The organism is Hymenobacter qilianensis, assembly GCF_014489555.1.
Classification (GTDB): Bacteria; Bacteroidota; Bacteroidia; order Cytophagales; family Hymenobacteraceae; genus Hymenobacter; species Hymenobacter qilianensis.
Window position 1 is genome coordinate 3,093,640 of sequence record NZ_CP060784.1, and the last position, 16,932, is coordinate 3,110,571.

Here is a 16,932-nt window from a genome sequence, read left to right on the forward strand (position 1 = left end):
ATAGGGAAGACAAACCAGTACGCTTACTGCATCAGCCGGGGATGTGTTATGTTGAGCTTGGCATGAAGCTGACGCTCAGACATCGTACGTAATAGCGGCTATTTCAACTACTTCTTCTTTCGGCCCGAGGTGCAGCGCCACGTGCTGGCCCAGCTTTGCTCCCTGCACAGCCCGCGCAATGGGTGCTACAAAGGCGATTTTGCCTTCCGCAATGGAGGCTTCATCAACGCCCACCAGCATAAACTTTCGCTTCATTCCAGGCTTGCCGCCACTCACGGTGCGCAGCGTGACGGTTGCGCCAAAACGCACCTCATCGGCGGGCTGCTGGCGTGGGTCTATCACTTTGGCGCTGGCAATGCGTGCGCTGAGGTCGCTGAGGCGGCCGTTGAACAGGCTAAGCAAGCGGGTGCGGTCGGCGTCGTTGTCGCGGTTAGATTCGGCTTGGGCGCGTTCCGCTTCCAGGGCCGTCAGCTCGGCGCGGAGCAGCTCCAGGCCGTGGGGCGTCACGTAGTTGGGCGTGTCGGGTGGCAGGGCCGCCCGGGGCGGAATAATTGGCGGCTGCTGGGCGTCGTCTTCCTTGGTAAATGCTCGGCTCATGTTGCTTGATAACGCAGGGCCAGGAAGGGGGTTGCAACGCGTATTCTGGGGGGCAAATACTGGGGTTCGCAGCTCGGCTCGGTGTTGGCTGGGTTGGCGGAAAGTTGCTCAAGCAGCTGGGCCAGCAGACGCCCACAGGTTAAAGTGAGTCTGCCTTTTTCGCGGGCGGCACAGAATGGTATTCTGTAGGAAAACCCGATTGAAAAAAGCCCCCCAGTCGATGAAACTGGTGAAGGGGCATTTATTTACTGAAGATCGGTCGGAGCGATGCACAGGCTCATACAAAGAAGCTCAGCCGCATCCTGCAATCATTCTGACTGTAAATCACGATCATATAATTATTTTAATGTGGAGCCGTGGTACTTGGTGAATTTGCTAGCAACTTTGATCCTGTATTTTTTATATAAAACATTTCATGTATTTAGTTAAACGAGCTACTATTTGGTTAGTAGGGTTTTTAGCGCCCGGTATGGCAGTGGCGCAAACTTCAGTTTTTCAACCCGGGTACGTAATTCGTGCAGAAGCCCCCGCTGATACCATCCGCGGCTATGTTGATACGTTCTTTGCCGTTGAAAAGAAGGGTGTGATCATGTTCCGCACCACGCAGGACGCGGCTACAGCGCAAACGTTCACAGCCGCCCAGTTGACAGCTGCCGGTACTGGCACTCAGGAAGTGTACGTGACGCGACAAATTCCCATTGGCGACAGTCTGCAACCTCGGTTTTTGCGGGTAGTAGTGCGCGGAGAAGCCTCTTTATTTATAACTGAATCGGGTGAGCAACGAGCACGCTTTTTTATAGAGCGTCAAGGTGGACAAGCTATGCCCTTACGCCGGGGCCAACAACTTCAGGTGCTAAACAGTGTGTTAGCAGGATGTCTCGCTTTAGATTTTGCTGATACCCCGGCCAATAATAGGGCTTACAGATACCAACTTGACGATTTTAAGCAGGCAGTACAAAAGTATAATGCATGTAAACCTGCCCAGCAGCGTGAACAACTATTTAGTGGTCCGCCTAAGCCTGGCAACCAAGTAGGCATGCGACTGGGAGTACAAAATAGCCAGCTTTATTATCCCGATGAGCCGATTTTTTACAATCAAAAACCTACTTCCGGATTATCTCCAGCACTTGGGGTTTTTGTAAAATTTAACTTGGGGCATCGTGTAGCAATAGTGCCTGAACTACTATACGGTAGGAGCAATAACTCTTTTAGTGTGGTAAAACGGGTTGGAGCTACCAGTTTTTATTACACCAATACAATGGAAACACAGGCTTCATATGTGCGGTTGCCACTCACGCTGCGCTATACCTTTAGCCGCCCAGGTCGTCTGCTACGGCCTTACATAGAAGTCGGTGGCGCAGGCGGCCTAGTATTTGGTGCTCAGTCTCTGTTTATACTAGTTAATTCTGAACTGGCAGGTGGTACCTTAGGACGAACGCAGAAATATTCTGTTGGCCGAAATTTATTAGGCTATCACGGAGGTGCTGGTGTGGATTTTTACTCTCCCATAGGTATTTGGGGATGTCAGTCCGTATGGAGAAACTATTTCTTAAGCACTCCTACAAAACGGAAGATTTCAGTGTTGACAATCGTTTCAATATCGACAATCAGCTCCTAACATTTACTTATTCATGGTTTTAAGTATCTGCCACCATACTTTTTTATAATAATCTTTGAATGCTAGTTACGTTGCCAGGCATAAAAGCCAACCGCCACGCCTGCTGCAAGCGCCGCGCCCAGCCATGCTCTACTACCTGTTGAATTCGAGTAGCCACGGTGGCCGCCCGTAATTTCGGTGCCGTGGGGGGCGGGCTGGGGGCAAATATGCTGCCTTCGCTTACCGGCGCCGGGTCGGCATTGCGCTGGGCAAGCTTAAAAAAGCGCAACATAGACCACTGCGTCACATTCGGCGCCACCGCCCGCAACACCCGCATTACCCTACCCGACCAGCCCACCATCACGCTGGGGCGGGGCCGCTGAGCCAGGGCCACCAACGTATCAGCGACCTGCTGGGGGGCAAATATGGGCGGCGCGGGCTTTACCACCTTGCCTGAGTAATTGGCGCCGTGCTGAAAGCCGGGCGCATCCACAAAAGCCGGATATACGCTGCAAACGTGGATATCGGGCGAGTCGAGCAGCTCGGTGCGGAGCGCTTCGGCCATGCCGCGCAGCCCAAACTTACTGGTGCTGTAGGCCACCGAGTACGGCATCGGCACCCAGCCGCCCAGGGAGTTCATAAAGATCAGAATGCCATGCTGCTGACGCTTAAAGTACGGCAGCACGGCATATGCCCCGTACAGGTTTCCCAGGATGTTAACCCGCAACACCTGCTCGTGCGCTGCCAGCGGGGTTTTGTCGAATTCGCCGACCGCACCCGTGCCCACGTTATTTATCCAGACGTCAATTTGCCCCCCAAAAGCGGCTGCGGCTTCCGCGAGCTGCGCTACGGCCTGGGCATCGGTTACGTCGGTGGGTACGGGGAGGGCGGCGGCTCCTAGGCGTTGGCACTCGGCGGCTACTTCCGTGAGCACCTCAGCGCGCCGTGCCGCCAGCACGAGGCGGGCGCCGTGCCGGGCAAACGTGAGGGCCGCAGCCCGGCCAATACCGCTGGAGGCGCCCGTGATAACCACCGTGGCGCCGCGTAGACTACGCTTTTTCATAGCTGGAAGGAATAGGAGGGAAGCAGCCTGAAGTTTAACGGTCCTCAGTAGCCGGAGTTATAGCTCAGCTGGGTGCAAAAAAGATTACTTGCGCTTGCCTAAAGCATACTGAATGCCCCCCAGAACATGCCGCAGAAACAACGGCTCCTGGTAGCTCTCATTGGTGTGGCCGCCCGCCGTATAAAAAGCCCGGCCGCCGTCGAATTCATGGTACCAGGCAATGGGATGCGTGGTGCCGTTGGTGCCGCCGGTATAGCTGCTTTCATCCAGCGTAGCCAGCACCGTAATGGTCGGCTGAATATCCTTGAAGTTGTACCACTCATCGGTGCGCGGCCAGGCATCAGGCAGGAAGGAAGTGGAGCTATGGGCCTTGTTTGTCACCCGAATGACGGCCGGCTGAATGGCCGGATGACTGCTAAAATAAGCCCCCACCAGCCGGTTGTACCACGGCCAGTCATACTCGGTGTCGGTGGCGGCGTGAATGCCTACAAAGCCTTTTCCGGAGCGGATATATTGCTCAAAAGCTGCTTGTTGCGCGTCGTTGAGCACGTCCTGGGTAGTGCTCAGAAACACCACGGCATCGTACTGCTTTAAATTATCAGCGGTGAAGGCGCCGGCATTTGCTGTGGTATCGACTTTTATTCCGTTCTCCTGCCCCAACTTCTGAATGGCAGCCCGGCCAACAGGAATAGATTCGTGCTTAAAGCCGGCTGTTTTATAAAAAACCAGAATGGTGGGTGCAGCCTCTACGGGTGGCGTTGGGTTGCTGGTCGAGGAACAGCCAAACGCGCCCGCCAGCGCGAGAATCGGCAAAAGCAGTAGTCGGATCATGGATATGAGATTGGGTACTTTGCTGTCTAGCTAGGAAGAACTTGTAAGGCTGAACGCGCCCGCTTGCTAAAAAGATACAACGCACAACCGCCTAAGCGTTTAGGCTCTTCGCTGCACTGTCCGACGCGGCTTGTGCGCTGTGTTTTTGGGGCCGGGTGCGCAGAGCGTGCGTCTGGGTGCAACCAAATCGCGTCAGTAGCTTTCTCGTTACCTTCGCTTCTTCTGTTTGTTTTCTTATTCCACCCCTCGCATGCCTTCATTCTTTCGTGCCGCCGCCCTGGCAACCTTGCTGGCCGCAGCTCCGGCCGCCCTTCAGGCTCAATCCGTCAAGGAACTCACCTATACCGTCACGATGGACCCGGCGGCCAACAGCAACGAGTTTCAGGTGAAACTTCAATTGCCCAAGCTCAAGAGGTCGCAGGATATCTACCAGTTTGCGGCCACCGCGCCCGGCACGTATCAGGTCATGGATATGGGCCGCTTCGTAAGCAAGTTCGAAGCGTTTGATGCCAAGGGCAAACCATTGGGGGCCAAAAAGTTGTCTGTCAATCAGTGGCAGCTCGATAACCCCAAGAAAACCCGCGAAATCCGCTACACCATTGCCGAAACCTGGGATACGAAGGTGGAAGAACACCCGATTTACCTCATGTGCGGCTCGTCGCTGGAAACTGACCACGCCCTGCTCAATGGGCAGACCATTCTGGGCTACCCCGAGGATATGCAAGGCAAGCCCCTGCGCCTCAAGCTGGAGCACCCCAAGGAGTGGAAAGTAGGAACAGTGCTCGTGCCTGATGCCCAAGGCTACTACCGCCTCGATGACTACGACCACGCCGTCGATTCGCCTATTTTGCTGGGTCGCCTCACCGAAGCCAGCACCAAGCTCGGCGACGCCGACGTGGCTCTGTACTGCTACTCCGCCACCGACCAGGTGCAGGCCGAGCCGCTGCTGGGCTACATGCAGAAAATGCTGAATGCCGCTCAAAGCTTTCTGGGGGGCAATTTGCCTGTGAAGCGCTACGCTTTCCTGTATCATTTCGCCGATAAGTCGGCTGGGGCCTGGGAGCATTCTTACAGCTCAGAATATGTACTGCGCGAAACGCCGCTCACGCCCGAAACCGCCCAGGGCGTAGTCGATATTGCTGCTCACGAGTTCTTCCATATCGTGACGCCGCTGAATATTCACTCCGAAATCATCGAGCAGTTCAACTTCGTAAACCCCACCGGCTCGGAGCATTTGTGGCTGTATGAGGGCGTAACGGAGTGGGCCTCCCATACCATGCAGCTGCGCGGCGGCCTTGTTTCGCTCGATGATTACTTGGAAACCCTGCACGACAAAGTCGTTTACAACCAAACCCGCGCCGACACCACCTATAGCCTCAGCAAATTGGGTTTGAACTCGTTCGGTGATGAAGGGCAGAAGCAGTACGGCAACATTTACCAGCGCGGCGCCCTCACCGCCACCTTGCTCGACTTGCGCCTCTTGGAGCTGAGCGGCGGCAAGCGTGGCCTGCGCGAAGTGCTGCTGGAGTTGGCCAAAAAATACGGCCCCAACAAGCCCATCAGCGAGAAGAGCTTCTTCCAGGATTTCACCCAGCTTACCTATCCCGAAATCGGCGACTTCTTCGCCCGCTACATCCAGAAAGCCGAGCCCTTGCCCTTGCAGGAGTACTTCGCCAAAGTGGGCATTCGCTACGACCGTGCCCTACGTACCGGTCGTCAGATCGCTACCATCGGCCAGGCCTCTTACCAGGTGCGCGGCGATGAAGTGTACGTAACCGAACCGAGCGAGCCACAAAAAGCCGCCGGCATTCGAGCAGGCGACCAGATAGCAGGTGTTGACGGCACCTTCGTAGATCGGCGCAACTTCGCTTCCGTGTTTGGTAAGCTGCGGGAGCGCACGCCCAATACCGAATTGCCCCTTACCATCCGTCGGGATGGCAAAGAGCAGGTCGTACGCGTGCGCCTTGCCACCACAGATGAAGTGAAGAGCTACGCTTTCGTGCCTAATCCTGCCGCAACGCCGGCGCAACTGGCTTTGCGTGAGGCCTGGATGAAGAATTTATAGGGGTCAACGAGTGGCCTCACCCCCGGCCCCCTCTCCCAAAAAGAGGGGAGCCAGCCGCTTGGCCTACACCACACCTTCCGCTCCCGCTCCAGGTACGGCTACCTGTTTTAGTAGGTTAAGTTCAGTATAAAAAAGGCCCCCAGATACACGTCTGGGGGGCTTTTTTACATTTTAGAAACGATAAATCGGTTGCAGTTGCGAAGGTGCCAGCCGACGTAGCCGCGTAGAACGAGTCGGCTGGCTCTCCCTCTCCCAAAAAGAGGGGAGCCAGCCGACTCGTTGAACCCTTACTTCTTCGGTTTCCGACCGAACTTGATAGCTATGTTATTTCGTTAGGGAGCATTCATCAAAAGTCAAAGCAGTACAGCTTTCAAGCTGAGTACCGGCCGTAAGCCGTGGCTCAACAGGAACCTAAGCGCCCGGTGTGCGTTGCCATAAATGATAATTCCTTCCACCGTCCTATAATCATGTCTATATCCACCCAATCATTAGAGCAGGCACCATTCCAAAACTCTTTTGTAGAAGAGTTGAAAGGGGAGGCTTCTCGCAATAAAAACCCGCGCCAGGTGCCGGGCTATCATTATTCACGCATTGAGCCGACGCCCGTACGCGACCCGCACCTGCTAGCCTGGTCCGATGACCTGGGGGGCTTTTTGGGCCTTGCCCGGCCTGAGGAGCGCGGTCCTGCCGTTAATGCCCTGGCCGGTAACCTCGTCACTGAAAGCATGAAGCCATTTGCGGCCCGTTATGGTGGGCACCAGTTTGGCCATTGGGCGGGGCAGCTTGGCGATGGGCGTGCCATTTCATTGGGCGAACTAACGGCTGTCGACGGTTCTACCTGGGAAATTCAGCTGAAAGGCGCTGGCCCCACGCCGTACTCCCGCCGGGCTGATGGCCGCGCGGTGCTGCGCTCCTCACTGCGGGAGTTCTTGTGCAGCGAAGCCATGTATTACCTCGGCGTACCAACTACGCGGGCGCTAAGCCTGGTAGGAACCGGCGACAAGGTGGTGCGGGATATGTTTTATAACGGCAACGCGCAGGAAGAGCCGGGCGCCGTGGTGGCGCGGGTCGCACCTACGTTTATCCGCTTCGGTAACTTTCAGATGATGGCCGTAGCCGGCGAGAAGGACAACCTGCGCGCTTTGGCCGACTACGTGATTAAGCACCACTACCCCGAGCTGGGCGAACCGTCGCCGGAGGTGTACATGCGCTGGTTTGAGGAAGTGTGTCGGCGCACGGCCGTGATGATAGCGCACTGGATGTCAGTGGGCTTTGTGCACGGCGTGATGAACACCGATAACATGTCCATCCTCGGCCTCACCATCGATTACGGCCCCTACGGCTGGCTGGAGCCTTACGAGCTGGATTGGACGCCCAACACCACTGACTTCAGCAGCCGGCGCTACGCCTTCGGGCAGCAGCCCCAGGTGGCACTCTGGAATCTGTATCAATTGGCCAGAGCCATTGCGCCGCTGGTTCATGAGCCAGAAGCCCTACGCGGAAGCCTCGATCAGTACACGAAGACGTTGGCCGAAACCCAGCATGCCATGATGCTACGCAAGCTCGGTCTCACTGAATTAAATCAGGAGGAAGACCGCGCCTTAATTGAAGGTCTGCATGAAGCAATGGCCGAGTCGCAAGTGGACATGACCATATTCTTCCGCCGCCTTTCGCATGCTGCTCCCGCTTTGATAGCAAGCTCGGAAAACCAAAATGCTCTGTTCCAGGAGATAGTGCAAGCTGCTTCGTACGGCACGTCGCCCGAAGGAGAGCAGATGTTGCACCAGTGGCTGCAGCGCTACACCGACCGGCTACATCAGGAATCTGCTGACCCAGAGGCTATTCGCGAAAGCATGCTCAGCGCCAACCCCAAGTACGTGCTGCGCAACTACCTCGCTCAGCAGGCCATCGAAGCTGCCGAAACTGGTGATTTGTCGGTGCTGAATCGACTGATGGAAGTTCTCAAAACTCCTTTTGCCGAGCAGCCCGAGCACGACGAGCTAGCCACCAAGCGCCCCGACTGGGCGCGGACCAAAGCCGGCTGCGCTACGTTATCGTGCAGTTCCTAAAGAGTTGCTTATCCGTATTGTTAGAACGCGGTAGAGACGCAACATTTTGCGTCTCCTCGTTGAACCTTAACTGGCTGTAACCCTCGCATCTGTTATCCTGACGCAGGAAGGACGTTATCACCTCAGCACAGGTTGTTATGATAGTCGTTCAACTGCTATAAGGTCCTTTCTTCGTCAGGATGACAGATGATTAATGTTCAACGACGAGACGCAGAATGTTGCGTCTGTACCGCGTTCTATTCAAGCAATACTCAACATGCCGAAGGCTACCTTTGGACGACTGGCCAGTACTTATTGAGAGGCTTATTGCATATTGAGACTAGACGAACCTTATCTGCTTTCGGCGGCCGGGCCGCACCCGCACAAGTATGTACTCCCGGCCATAACGGTGGCCAAGCTGACAAGTACAATTGTCGGGCTGCATTGCGTGGGGCTGCCGCCCGCTGACAGCCGCACGCTGGCTGCTATTCAGCCCGAAACCCTGGCGCTGGATAACGGCACATTTACCAGCTTATCGCACGCGGCCAGCGAGTTGCGATTTCCAACGGTAGTTGTGCAGCAAAACGGCCCGGACTTAGTGGCATCCTGTGCTTGTGCCATTCCAAAAACCAGTCTATGCGAGCATCAGGCACTGGTGCTGCTGAGCATTTTGCAGCGCAAGGAACTACGCCTATTCTTCGACAAGCCCGCCCGTCACGCCTACATGCGCACCCTGGCTCGCGACTATGGTCTAGAACAGGCGGAAGACCTCGATGAGCATTTTGAGCTAACCTATACCCGCCCTTCATTGGTAAGCGCCGTGCCGCGCCGCCCTGACTTATACGCGGTTACGGCCACTACCAAGCAGGAGCTGATAACGCAGTTGCTGCCCACTAAACGAAGGCCGGCCGCTGATTTGCCCCCAGCCAACAGTTGCTGGTGTTGAGCAGGCACCGCTACTATGGGCACCTGACTATCTACCTAGCGGAAGCGGCTATGACGGCTACGGGCAAGGTCAAAAATCCGGTGAATATCATCAACCCGCTGGATGGCATCTGGCAGCTCCAGCAGCCCGATGAAGTCAAGTTTTACACGGCCATTTCCCACTTTCAGCGCAACTACGAAGATACCCGCACGAGTGCTGCCATAAGTGCCTTGCGGGCCGTGGTGCAGAACCCCACTGGCCTGCCGGTGTACGCGCACAACACCAGTGTTTCCGACAATATAACGGCCCAATCTGTTACGTCAGTAAAGCTCCGGCACACCAAGCTAGACCTGCGGATACTGGTGGAGCAGCAGGGCGACTATTACCAGGTAAGCGGCAAGCTCTGGCTTCACGATCAGCCTTTTGACTTGAAAGGCTTAACCATTCAGTACGAGTATTTTGTGGCCGTGCACGGTGCGCTGTACTTGCTCGACGACCTCGATGTGTGGCGGGTGGTTGAGTTTTTTCAAAAGCGCAACAACACCCTGCTCATTCACCAATCGAAGTTCAGCGAGTTTCAGCGCGATGTGCTGGCCAACCTGGAAAACCGTCTGCACATCACCTACGGCTATATGCGGCCCGCTACGCCTAAGCAGTTGGTAGAGAGTGGCTTTAATGAAGCACCGGAGTTGCTGCTTTACCTGTCAGACGCTGGCGGGCACGTGGAGCTGCTGCCGGTGATGCGCTACGGTCCTACGGAGGTGTCTATTTTGTCGCGGCGGCAGCTGTATGCTACCGATGAGCTGGGGCGGGCCTTCTTGCTGGCGCGGGATGCGGCAGCTGAAAACAATTTTCTGGCGGCTCTGCTGCGCCATTATCCCGATTTTCAGGAGCAGGTCAATCAAGAGAGTTTGTACGTGCCGAAAAGCCAGTTTTTGCAGGAAGAATGGTTTCTGGACGCTTTCGAGGACTGGCGCAACTTAGGCATCACTATTCTGGGCTTTAATCAGCTCAAAGGCAATACATACAACCCCAATAAAGCCCACGTGACCGTGCGCGTAACGGGCGAGAATAACTGGTTTGATACCGTGCTACGGGTGCGCTTTGGCAAGCAGGAGGCATCTATGCGAAATCTGCACAGGGCCATTCGCAACAAGAGCCGCTACGTGCAGCTCGACGATGGCACCCGCGGTATTTTGCCCCAGGAATGGGTCGAGAAGTTTGCCGCCTATTTTGCAGCAGGCGAGGTGGTTGAGGACAAGATTCGGACGCCCAGCATCAGCTTCGCTACTCTCGAAGAACTGTATGAGCCGGAAGCGCTGCTGCCCAACGCTCAAAACCAATTATCGCGCTACAAAGCCGCTGTGGCCGATTTTGCTGGTATCAAGCCCGTAAATTTGCCCCCCGACTTGCGCGCTACCCTGCGCGACTACCAGCACCAGGGCCTTAACTGGCTGAACTTCCTCGATACCTTCAACTTCGGCGGCTGCCTGGCCGATGATATGGGTTTGGGCAAAACCCTGCAAGTGTTGGCTTTTATCCTGCTTCAGCGGGAAAAAAGCCCCCCAGGCGCTAACCTGGTCGTGGTGCCGACTTCGCTCGTGTTCAACTGGCTGGCGGAGGTAGAAAAGTTTGCCCCTACGCTGCGCGTACACGTTCTGCACGGCGCCGACCGTGGCCTGCACACCCGTGCTTTCGACAAGTCCGACGTCGTGCTGACCACCTACAATACCGTGGTGTCGGATATTCGGTGGCTGAAGGAGTATCGCTTCAACTACGTGTTTCTGGATGAAGCGCAGGCCATCAAAAACCCTGATTCTCAGCGCTACCGGGCTGCTTGTTTGCTCCAGGCCCGCAACCGTGTGGTGCTCACCGGTACGCCCGTTGAGAACAACACCTACGACCTTTACGGGCAGCTTTCCTTCGCTTGCCCCGGTTTGCTGGGTAGTCGGCAGCACTTTCAGGACTTGTATGCCGCGCCCATCGACAAGTTCAAGGACGCGAAACGGGCGCGGGCGCTCCAGCGCAAAATCAACCCCTTCGTGCTGCGCCGCACCAAGGCCCAGGTAGCCGCCGAGCTGCCCGATAAAACCGAAATGGTGCTCTACTGCGAGATGGGCGCCGAGCAGCGCCGCGTGTATGAGGCCTGCAAGCAGGAGTATCGGGCGAAGCTGATGGGGCTGCACGAAGAAACACCCGGCAAAAGCAGCCTCCATATTCTGCAGGGCCTCACCAAGCTGCGCCAGATCTGTAATGCGCCCGCGCTGCTGCGCGAACAGGAATATTACGGCTCGGCGTCGGCCAAGCTGGAAGCGTTGCTGGAGGAAATCAGCACAAAAGCCCCCCAGCACAAAATCCTGATCTTCTCGCAGTTTGTGGGTATGCTCAACCTGATCCGGCGAGAGCTTGACCAGAGTGATATCAGCTACCAATACCTCACCGGCCAAACCCGCAACCGCGAAGCAGCTGTCACTGCCTTTCAGGAAGACGAAACCGTGCGCGTGTTTCTTATCAGCCTGAAAGCCGGCGGCACGGGCCTCAACCTCACCGAAGCCGACTACGTTTACCTCGTGGACCCGTGGTGGAACCCCGCCGTAGAAAACCAAGCCATAGACCGCAGTCACCGCATCGGCCAAACCAAAAAAGTGGTAGCCGTCCGCCTCATCTGCCCCGATACGATTGAGGAGAAAATCATGAAGCTCCAGGAAGCCAAGCGCGAGCTGGCCTACGAGCTTATCAAAACCGACACGGCGCTGGTGAAGGCTCTGACAAAGCAGGAGCTGCTGGCGCTGTTTAGCTGAGGTTATTCGCTAACTTCCAGACCGTCATGCAGAGCGGCAGCGAAGCATCTCACGTGCTGATGTTGCAATGGTAATCCAAAGACTGCACGCGAGATGCTTCGCTGCCGCTCTGCATGACGGTCTAGGAGAGTAGACCCCTTGCTCTCATGCTTCTTGTGAATAGTTTTACTTCCCCTTCACATAAAACGGAATATTGGCCGTCGCCACATTATCGTGCCCGTCGTAGGCATACACGAATAGGCGGTAGGCGCCTTCCTTAACAGGAGCGGTGAGCTTGGTTTGGGCTTTCGCGCCAGCCGGAATCAGGTTGGGAATGGCAACGGGGCGGCTTTCCCGGTCGCCGCCGGATTTGAGGTCGGTGCTTTCTGGGAGCAGCTCGTAGCGGAAGGTGAGGGGGTCTTTGTTGGGGTCGGTGACGGTGGCCACGACGGGGTAGCTCTGGCCGGCTTGCAGGTAGATGTTGTCGGTTGACTTCTTGCCATCCAGCAAAAAGCCCCCCAGGTGCGGCGCCCGGTTCTGGGGCCACTTGCCGCTCCACAGATACTGCATCACATCCACCACTTCCGACTCCTTGCCGTCCTCCGTGAAGATGCCGTACCAGGTGGGCGTGCGCTCCTGCTTTTGGCCCCACAAAAACACGTAGGTGCCCAGGCACTGCGTTTTGTCTTTGGCAATAGAGGCTTGGTAGCGACTTTGGTACACGGCAGCTTTCTGGCTGCTGGTTTCTTCCACCGAGGCTTTCCAGGGCGTGACGGGGCTTTCCCAATGGCCGGTGGGGCCCCACTCGGCTACCACGTAGGGGCCGGTCCAGCCGGTGGTGCGCACCTGCTGCGGAATGGCGGCCAGCCCGGCGTAGGTGTTGATGCTTAGAATATCCACGGCCGGGCACTTGGCCTTGATGTAGTCGACTTCCTTCTGATTGAGGCCGGCCAGCACGGTGCTGGTGGGGTGGTTGGGGTCAGCTTCATGAATCATCTGGGCAATCTGCTGCACGGCATCCCAGACTTTCGGGTTGGTGTACTCTAGGTTCAGCTCATTACCGATGCCCCAGAACAGCACGGCCGGGTTGTCCTTGTACTTCACCACCTCGGCGCGCAGCTTCTGCAGCTGCTCGGCCACGGCCTGAGGATTGTTGTAGTCGAAGCCGTGCCGCTCGCGGGCCACATCGAGCCCCAGCATCACGGTGAGGCCGTTTTTGTTGGCTTCGGCCAGCACCTTATCCGCGTCATTGGTGCTCCAGGTGCGAATAGAATTGCCGCCGTAGGCTTTGATGCGCTCCGGAAATTGCCCCCCACCAGCTCCATTTATGAAGTAAGGCTTCCCTCCCCGCAGCAGCTCGTAGCGCCCGTTGGCTTGTTTTACCTCAACCTTTACGGGGCCGGTTTGAGCGAAGGTCGTGGTGAAGGTGAGGAGAAAAAGGCAGGAGAGAAGCTTCATAGGGTCTGGGGGGCTTTTTGGTGGATTAAAGCTAGCTAGATCTGGGCGCTATACAGCCTGTGGCTCCTAGCTTCTACAGCGGCTCATCATTGCTGGTGTTGCTGGCGCCGGGGTCCGTGTCGCCGCCCAGGTCGGACTGCGTACCGGCCGCCGTGGGGTCGGTCGGTATGTCCGTCGCGGCTTCGCTTTCTGTGCTGGGCGTGGTGTCTTCTGCGTCAGCGGTTGCGGGTGGCGCGGCCGTGGGGGCGCTGTCGGGGCGGGGCTGGTTGGTAAGGGTAGGAGCGTCGGCGCTCTGGGTATCGGCGGTGCCTTTCGTGGGCAGATTATTATCCGCCGGATTGGGCTGCCTGGGGGGCGTTTTGGGGTCCATAACAGTTGGTTATATAAGTTGCAAAGGCCGCTAGTAAAGTAATGGCTACCAGGTAGCTATACGGTATAGCTGAACTGTTGGCTGCACTGGATATTTGTCAATGTGTGGCATAGCTGTGTATACATCGGGAGATTCTGCCGCAGTCACTCGGCGCAACCGAGCGACTGCAAGGTATCGCGCCAGTTGGACCAGTGGGGAAGAGCGCTTATTTCTGCACAGTGTACTGAACCTCCACAGCCACCGGATAATGGTCGGAGGGCGTTTTGCCGCCACCGTAGGTTTCCGTTAGAATGCCGTACCGGGTGGCCTTGAAAGCGGGACTCAGAAAAATATGGTCAATGCGGGCGTCGGTTTTGCTCTGCGAGTTGAAGTCGTTGAACGTGCCGCTGGGCGCGTACACCACTTGTGCCAGCTGATAGGCATCGCGCAGGTTGCTGGCCGTATTAAGAATAGTATAGCTCTCGTTGCGCTGGTCGATGTTGAAGTCGCCTGTCAGGATGGTTGGCGTCGGGCCGGCCAGCTCTTTCACTTTGCTTAAAATCAGCCTAGCGCTTTCTTTCCGGGCCTCAGTGCCTACATGGTCGAAGTGAGTGTTGAAGAAGTAGAACGTAAAGCCTGTTTTTTTCTCCCGCAGCTGACTCCAGCTGCAAACCCGCGGCAGTGCGGCATCCCAGCCCTTGCTCGGAACGGCGCCCGTGGGTGAAAGCCAGAACGTGCCTTGCTTGAGCAGCTGGTATTTGTCTTTCTTATAAAAGATAGCCGAAAATTCCCCGGCCTGCTTACCGTCGTCGCGGCCCGCGCCGGTGTAGGCGTAGCTCGGCATTTGGCGCGTCATATCCTGGAGCTGGTGATACAGCCCTTCCTGCGTACCAAAGACGTCAAAGTCCTGAAAGCGAATGAGATTGACTAAGTGCGGCATCCGTTGGCGCCAGCCATTTACTGTGTCCTGCGGATTATCGTAGCGGATATTGTAAGTCGCCACCTTCATCATTTGAGCAGCTAGCTCTACCCGGCTACCAAGCACCAGCAGCGCTACTACTAGAATTTTCTTGAACGCAGATAAATACATAGCGAGGAGAAAAAAAGAGTGAACGCCGACTATTGCTCTTGCCACCGACCACCTGCCTGGGGGGCTTTTTTGGTGTGAGGGCCAGCGCGAGTTTAGCGTAGCGTAACCCGTGCTGATTTTGTTGTGAGGCTGCGCCTCACCCGTCCGGACGACTGGCGTTTGCTTGGCTGGTCATGAGTTACGCTGTGCTAAACTTACGCCGCAACTTTTTGAATGCGGTTCCTGGTTTAGATCCTCTTAGCACTAACCTCACAGGTTCTGGCTACGTTATATAGCGTACACCATTTTCCTTGTCAATCATGAGCATATTTGGTTCTGACCGCTCAAGCGGTACACTAGGTGGCCTGCTTTCAGGCCTGTTTGGCGGTGGTAGAAGGGCCGTAAACCCTGCTACTGGTACATATGGTAATGCCGGCCGGTCTGGGGGCGTTGGGCGCAAGCTGGCTACCGGGGCGTTGTTGGCTGCCGGTGCTGCTTACCTCTACAACCGCAATAAGAATAAGGGCACTGGTACGTCCAATACCAACGTGTCCAACTTCAACCCAAATCTGTAGGCGCTCCGCCGGATGTTATGTAAAAGCCCCACTCCTGGCCGGTACTGGCTCAGGGGTGGGGCTTTTTGTTAAGTTTAAGAATTAAAAAAATGAGGTGACAACTAAGTAGAGGCATGCTCAGCTTGGCGAAGCATGACACGAATGCGAAATCCTAATCCTGCGCTAAACAACTGCGCTGTACCAGCTTGCCGCTTGGCGACAGTGGAGGTACAACCTCCACATTATGGTCGGTCACGAGTTTAGCTGCGCTAAACTCGCGCCAGCTTGGGCTTACTATAGTTTTTTATAATAAGTACTTCCGCCTTTATTACTAATTCCTTCTTCAATCCTGATCTTGTTCAACTTAAACTCTTCAACTGGTAGAGATACAGTCATTAATACATTATCATAGGTAGCAGCGGTGAATTGTCCCTCTTCATTTAAAAGAAAATCCTTGAATGTAATCCTGCTTTCATTAAACTTCCATACACCCTTATTTAGATAGATTAGTCTATTAGTATCTCGATTATATATTCGTTTCTCATACGTTCCTCCCTTAAAAATCTTAAGTGTATCATTTGTGTAGCTATTATGATCAAACACATAAGTTCCAGCTATTGAATCCTCACTTATAGATACACAACTCGCGCAACCTGAGATAGTCGATAATGCGCATCCTATCTGTAGGATAATACGCTGTATAGCAAGAGTCATTAAAGTTGACGGAGAAGACAAAGTTTCTTTATAAAATGTGTACTAAAGTACATCTACAGTATGCACTTAAGGCCGCGCCGCCATCAAAAACACTAACTCCCCACCCTTTACAATATTCTGATGCGCCAGAAACGGCCGCTTCAATTTTTGCCCGTTTAGCCGCGCTTCTTTCACATACTTCTTACCGCTTTGGCTTTTGATGCTGATGGTGAAAGTGTTTTCTTTTGCAGTCGGGTGGCTGCAAGGCTATGGGGGGCTTTTTTCTGGAAATACAGCTTAGCAGCGGAGCCTTTCGGCATGTATTTATTGATGGTCGTAGCTGACGACGCGTGTTACTTTCCACTGGCCGTCTTTTAGTCGCCAGACCATCATATTCTTGAAGGTGCCGCAGTCGTCTTTGCCGTTCTCCACGTGGCAGAAGCGGTGCAGGTGAGCATCCACGGCGCCATAGCCCGGAATGGGATACACTTCTAAGCTGCCGGGCACCAACTGCCGATTCAGGCCGGTCGTTTTGTTTTGCTCAAACAGGCTCCGAAAGCCGGCCATCGTTTTTTGAAAATCGGCCAGGCCACCTTTATCGTGGTAAAACTCGAGGTCTTCGGCAAAAAACGTTTGAAGCTGCTCCGCGTCGTGGCGGTTGAAGGCCGCAAACATGGCGCTGTCGAGGCGGGCAATGGTAGCGTACAGCTCCTTCGATTCAGGCAACTGCACGGCGGCGGTGGGTGGTGGTGCTGCTGGTTTGCTGGTAGAGCAGGCCGTGGCCGCAAGGAGCAGCACTGAGCTGAGTATTGCTGCTGCGTTGGTCGGGCGGCACGTTGCAGAGTAAAACCGGCAGAAGCCAGATAGGGAGAAACGAACCTCCATAGGGTAACGGGGGGCTTT

The 16,932-nt window shown here is 55.5% G+C and carries 14 protein-coding genes and 1 pseudogene; 6 read left to right on the forward strand and 9 right to left on the reverse strand.

Features of this window, described 5'->3' with window-relative positions; all coding sequences use genetic code 11:
• Window positions 1-75: 75 nt before the first annotated feature.
• Window positions 76-597 carry a GreA/GreB family elongation factor gene (locus tag H9L05_RS14220; RefSeq protein WP_187731519.1) on the reverse strand — a complete coding sequence of 174 codons (522 nt, stop codon included), beginning with the start codon at window positions 595-597 and terminating at the stop codon, window positions 76-78.
• A gap of 415 nt (window positions 598-1,012) precedes the next feature.
• Between H9L05_RS14220 and H9L05_RS14225 the strand changes: the two genes are divergently transcribed.
• Window positions 1,013-2,215, forward strand: a complete 1,203-nt coding sequence (locus tag H9L05_RS14225; RefSeq protein WP_187731520.1) for a porin family protein — start codon at window positions 1,013-1,015, stop codon at window positions 2,213-2,215.
• 43 nt (window positions 2,216-2,258) lie between these two features.
• Here H9L05_RS14225 and H9L05_RS14230 read toward each other — a convergent pair whose 3' ends face one another.
• Together H9L05_RS14230 and H9L05_RS14235 are read right to left on the reverse strand one after the other, a co-directional pair.
• Window positions 2,259-3,257 carry an SDR family oxidoreductase gene (locus H9L05_RS14230; RefSeq protein ID WP_187731521.1) on the reverse strand — a complete coding sequence of 333 codons (999 nt, stop codon included), beginning with the start codon at window positions 3,255-3,257 and terminating at the stop codon, window positions 2,259-2,261.
• Window positions 3,258-3,341: 84 nt separating this feature from the next.
• Window positions 3,342-4,088 carry a ThuA domain-containing protein gene (locus H9L05_RS14235; RefSeq protein ID WP_187731522.1) on the reverse strand — a complete coding sequence of 249 codons (747 nt, stop codon included), beginning with the start codon at window positions 4,086-4,088 and terminating at the stop codon, window positions 3,342-3,344.
• Window positions 4,089-4,338: 250 nt separating this feature from the next.
• Between H9L05_RS14235 and H9L05_RS14240 the strand changes: the two genes are divergently transcribed.
• The 4 genes from H9L05_RS14240 to H9L05_RS14255 all read left to right on the forward strand — a co-directional run bounded on the left by H9L05_RS14240 (window position 4,339) and on the right by H9L05_RS14255 (window position 11,927).
• Window positions 4,339-6,153, forward strand: a complete 1,815-nt coding sequence (locus tag H9L05_RS14240) for a M61 family metallopeptidase (RefSeq protein WP_187731523.1) — start codon at window positions 4,339-4,341, stop codon at window positions 6,151-6,153.
• A 467-nt stretch (window positions 6,154-6,620) separates the two neighbouring features.
• Entirely contained in the window at window positions 6,621-8,222 is a 1,602-nt protein-coding gene (locus H9L05_RS14245) for a protein adenylyltransferase SelO (protein WP_187731524.1), read from the forward strand.
• 313 nt (window positions 8,223-8,535) lie between these two features.
• Complete coding sequence (locus H9L05_RS14250; RefSeq protein WP_187731525.1) at window positions 8,536-9,147, forward strand: hypothetical protein; 612 nt, start codon at window positions 8,536-8,538, stop codon at window positions 9,145-9,147.
• Window positions 9,144-11,927, forward strand: a complete 2,784-nt coding sequence (locus H9L05_RS14255) for a DEAD/DEAH box helicase (protein WP_187731526.1) — start codon at window positions 9,144-9,146, stop codon at window positions 11,925-11,927. The genes H9L05_RS14250 and H9L05_RS14255 overlap by 4 nt, the downstream gene beginning before the upstream one ends.
• Window positions 11,928-12,092: 165 nt before the next feature.
• Here the strand turns inward: H9L05_RS14255 and H9L05_RS14260 are convergent, their stop codons facing one another.
• The 3 genes from H9L05_RS14260 to H9L05_RS14270 all read right to left on the reverse strand — a co-directional run bounded on the left by H9L05_RS14260 (window position 12,093) and on the right by H9L05_RS14270 (window position 14,803).
• Window positions 12,093-13,364, reverse strand: a complete 1,272-nt coding sequence (locus H9L05_RS14260) for a cellulase family glycosylhydrolase (RefSeq protein WP_187731527.1) — start codon at window positions 13,362-13,364, stop codon at window positions 12,093-12,095.
• Between the two features lie 73 nt (window positions 13,365-13,437).
• A complete protein-coding gene (locus tag H9L05_RS14265) occupies window positions 13,438-13,734 on the reverse strand; it encodes a hypothetical protein (protein ID WP_187731528.1) in 297 nt (98 codons plus the stop codon).
• A 205-nt stretch (window positions 13,735-13,939) separates the two neighbouring features.
• Window positions 13,940-14,803 carry an endonuclease/exonuclease/phosphatase family protein gene (locus tag H9L05_RS14270; protein ID WP_187731529.1) on the reverse strand — a complete coding sequence of 288 codons (864 nt, stop codon included), beginning with the start codon at window positions 14,801-14,803 and terminating at the stop codon, window positions 13,940-13,942.
• A 299-nt stretch (window positions 14,804-15,102) separates the two neighbouring features.
• Here H9L05_RS14270 and H9L05_RS14275 point away from each other — a divergent pair, with 299 nt between their 5' ends.
• Entirely contained in the window at window positions 15,103-15,357 is a 255-nt protein-coding gene (locus H9L05_RS14275; RefSeq protein ID WP_187731530.1) for a hypothetical protein, read from the forward strand.
• Window positions 15,358-15,630: 273 nt separating this feature from the next.
• Here the strand turns inward: H9L05_RS14275 and H9L05_RS14280 are convergent, their stop codons facing one another.
• The 3 genes and pseudogenes from H9L05_RS14280 to H9L05_RS14290 all read right to left on the reverse strand — a co-directional run bounded on the left by H9L05_RS14280 (window position 15,631) and on the right by H9L05_RS14290 (window position 16,827).
• On the reverse strand, window positions 15,631-15,939 hold the full coding sequence (locus H9L05_RS14280) for a hypothetical protein (protein ID WP_187731531.1): 309 nt from the start codon (window positions 15,937-15,939) through the stop codon (window positions 15,631-15,633).
• Window positions 15,940-16,116: 177 nt separating this feature from the next.
• Window positions 16,117-16,266: pseudogene (locus H9L05_RS26935) on the reverse strand (glycoside hydrolase domain-containing protein); the annotation flags it as partial.
• Between the two features lie 87 nt (window positions 16,267-16,353).
• Window positions 16,354-16,827 (reverse strand): nuclear transport factor 2 family protein, encoded by a 474-nt coding sequence (locus tag H9L05_RS14290; protein ID WP_223284449.1) that lies wholly within the window; start codon window positions 16,825-16,827, stop codon window positions 16,354-16,356.
• Window positions 16,828-16,932: the final 105 nt, after the last annotated feature.

What these genes read in the sequence shown, in the direction of transcription:
- H9L05_RS14220 (WP_187731519.1), bottom strand. Translation starts at nt 597, where the DNA reads ATGAGCCGAGCATTTACCAAGGAAGACGACGCCCAGCAGCCGCCAATT.
- H9L05_RS14225 (WP_187731520.1), top strand. Translation starts at nt 1,013, where the DNA reads ATGTATTTAGTTAAACGAGCTACTATTTGGTTAGTAGGGTTTTTAGCG.
- H9L05_RS14230 (WP_187731521.1), bottom strand. Translation starts at nt 3,257, where the DNA reads ATGAAAAAGCGTAGTCTACGCGGCGCCACGGTGGTTATCACGGGCGCC.
- H9L05_RS14235 (WP_187731522.1), bottom strand. Translation starts at nt 4,088, where the DNA reads ATGATCCGACTACTGCTTTTGCCGATTCTCGCGCTGGCGGGCGCGTTT.
- H9L05_RS14240 (WP_187731523.1), top strand. Translation starts at nt 4,339, where the DNA reads ATGCCTTCATTCTTTCGTGCCGCCGCCCTGGCAACCTTGCTGGCCGCA.
- H9L05_RS14245 (WP_187731524.1), top strand. Translation starts at nt 6,621, where the DNA reads ATGTCTATATCCACCCAATCATTAGAGCAGGCACCATTCCAAAACTCT.
- H9L05_RS14260 (WP_187731527.1), bottom strand. Translation starts at nt 13,364, where the DNA reads ATGAAGCTTCTCTCCTGCCTTTTTCTCCTCACCTTCACCACGACCTTC.
- H9L05_RS14265 (WP_187731528.1), bottom strand. Translation starts at nt 13,734, where the DNA reads ATGGACCCCAAAACGCCCCCCAGGCAGCCCAATCCGGCGGATAATAAT.
- H9L05_RS14270 (WP_187731529.1), bottom strand. Translation starts at nt 14,803, where the DNA reads ATGTATTTATCTGCGTTCAAGAAAATTCTAGTAGTAGCGCTGCTGGTG.
- H9L05_RS14275 (WP_187731530.1), top strand. Translation starts at nt 15,103, where the DNA reads ATGAGCATATTTGGTTCTGACCGCTCAAGCGGTACACTAGGTGGCCTG.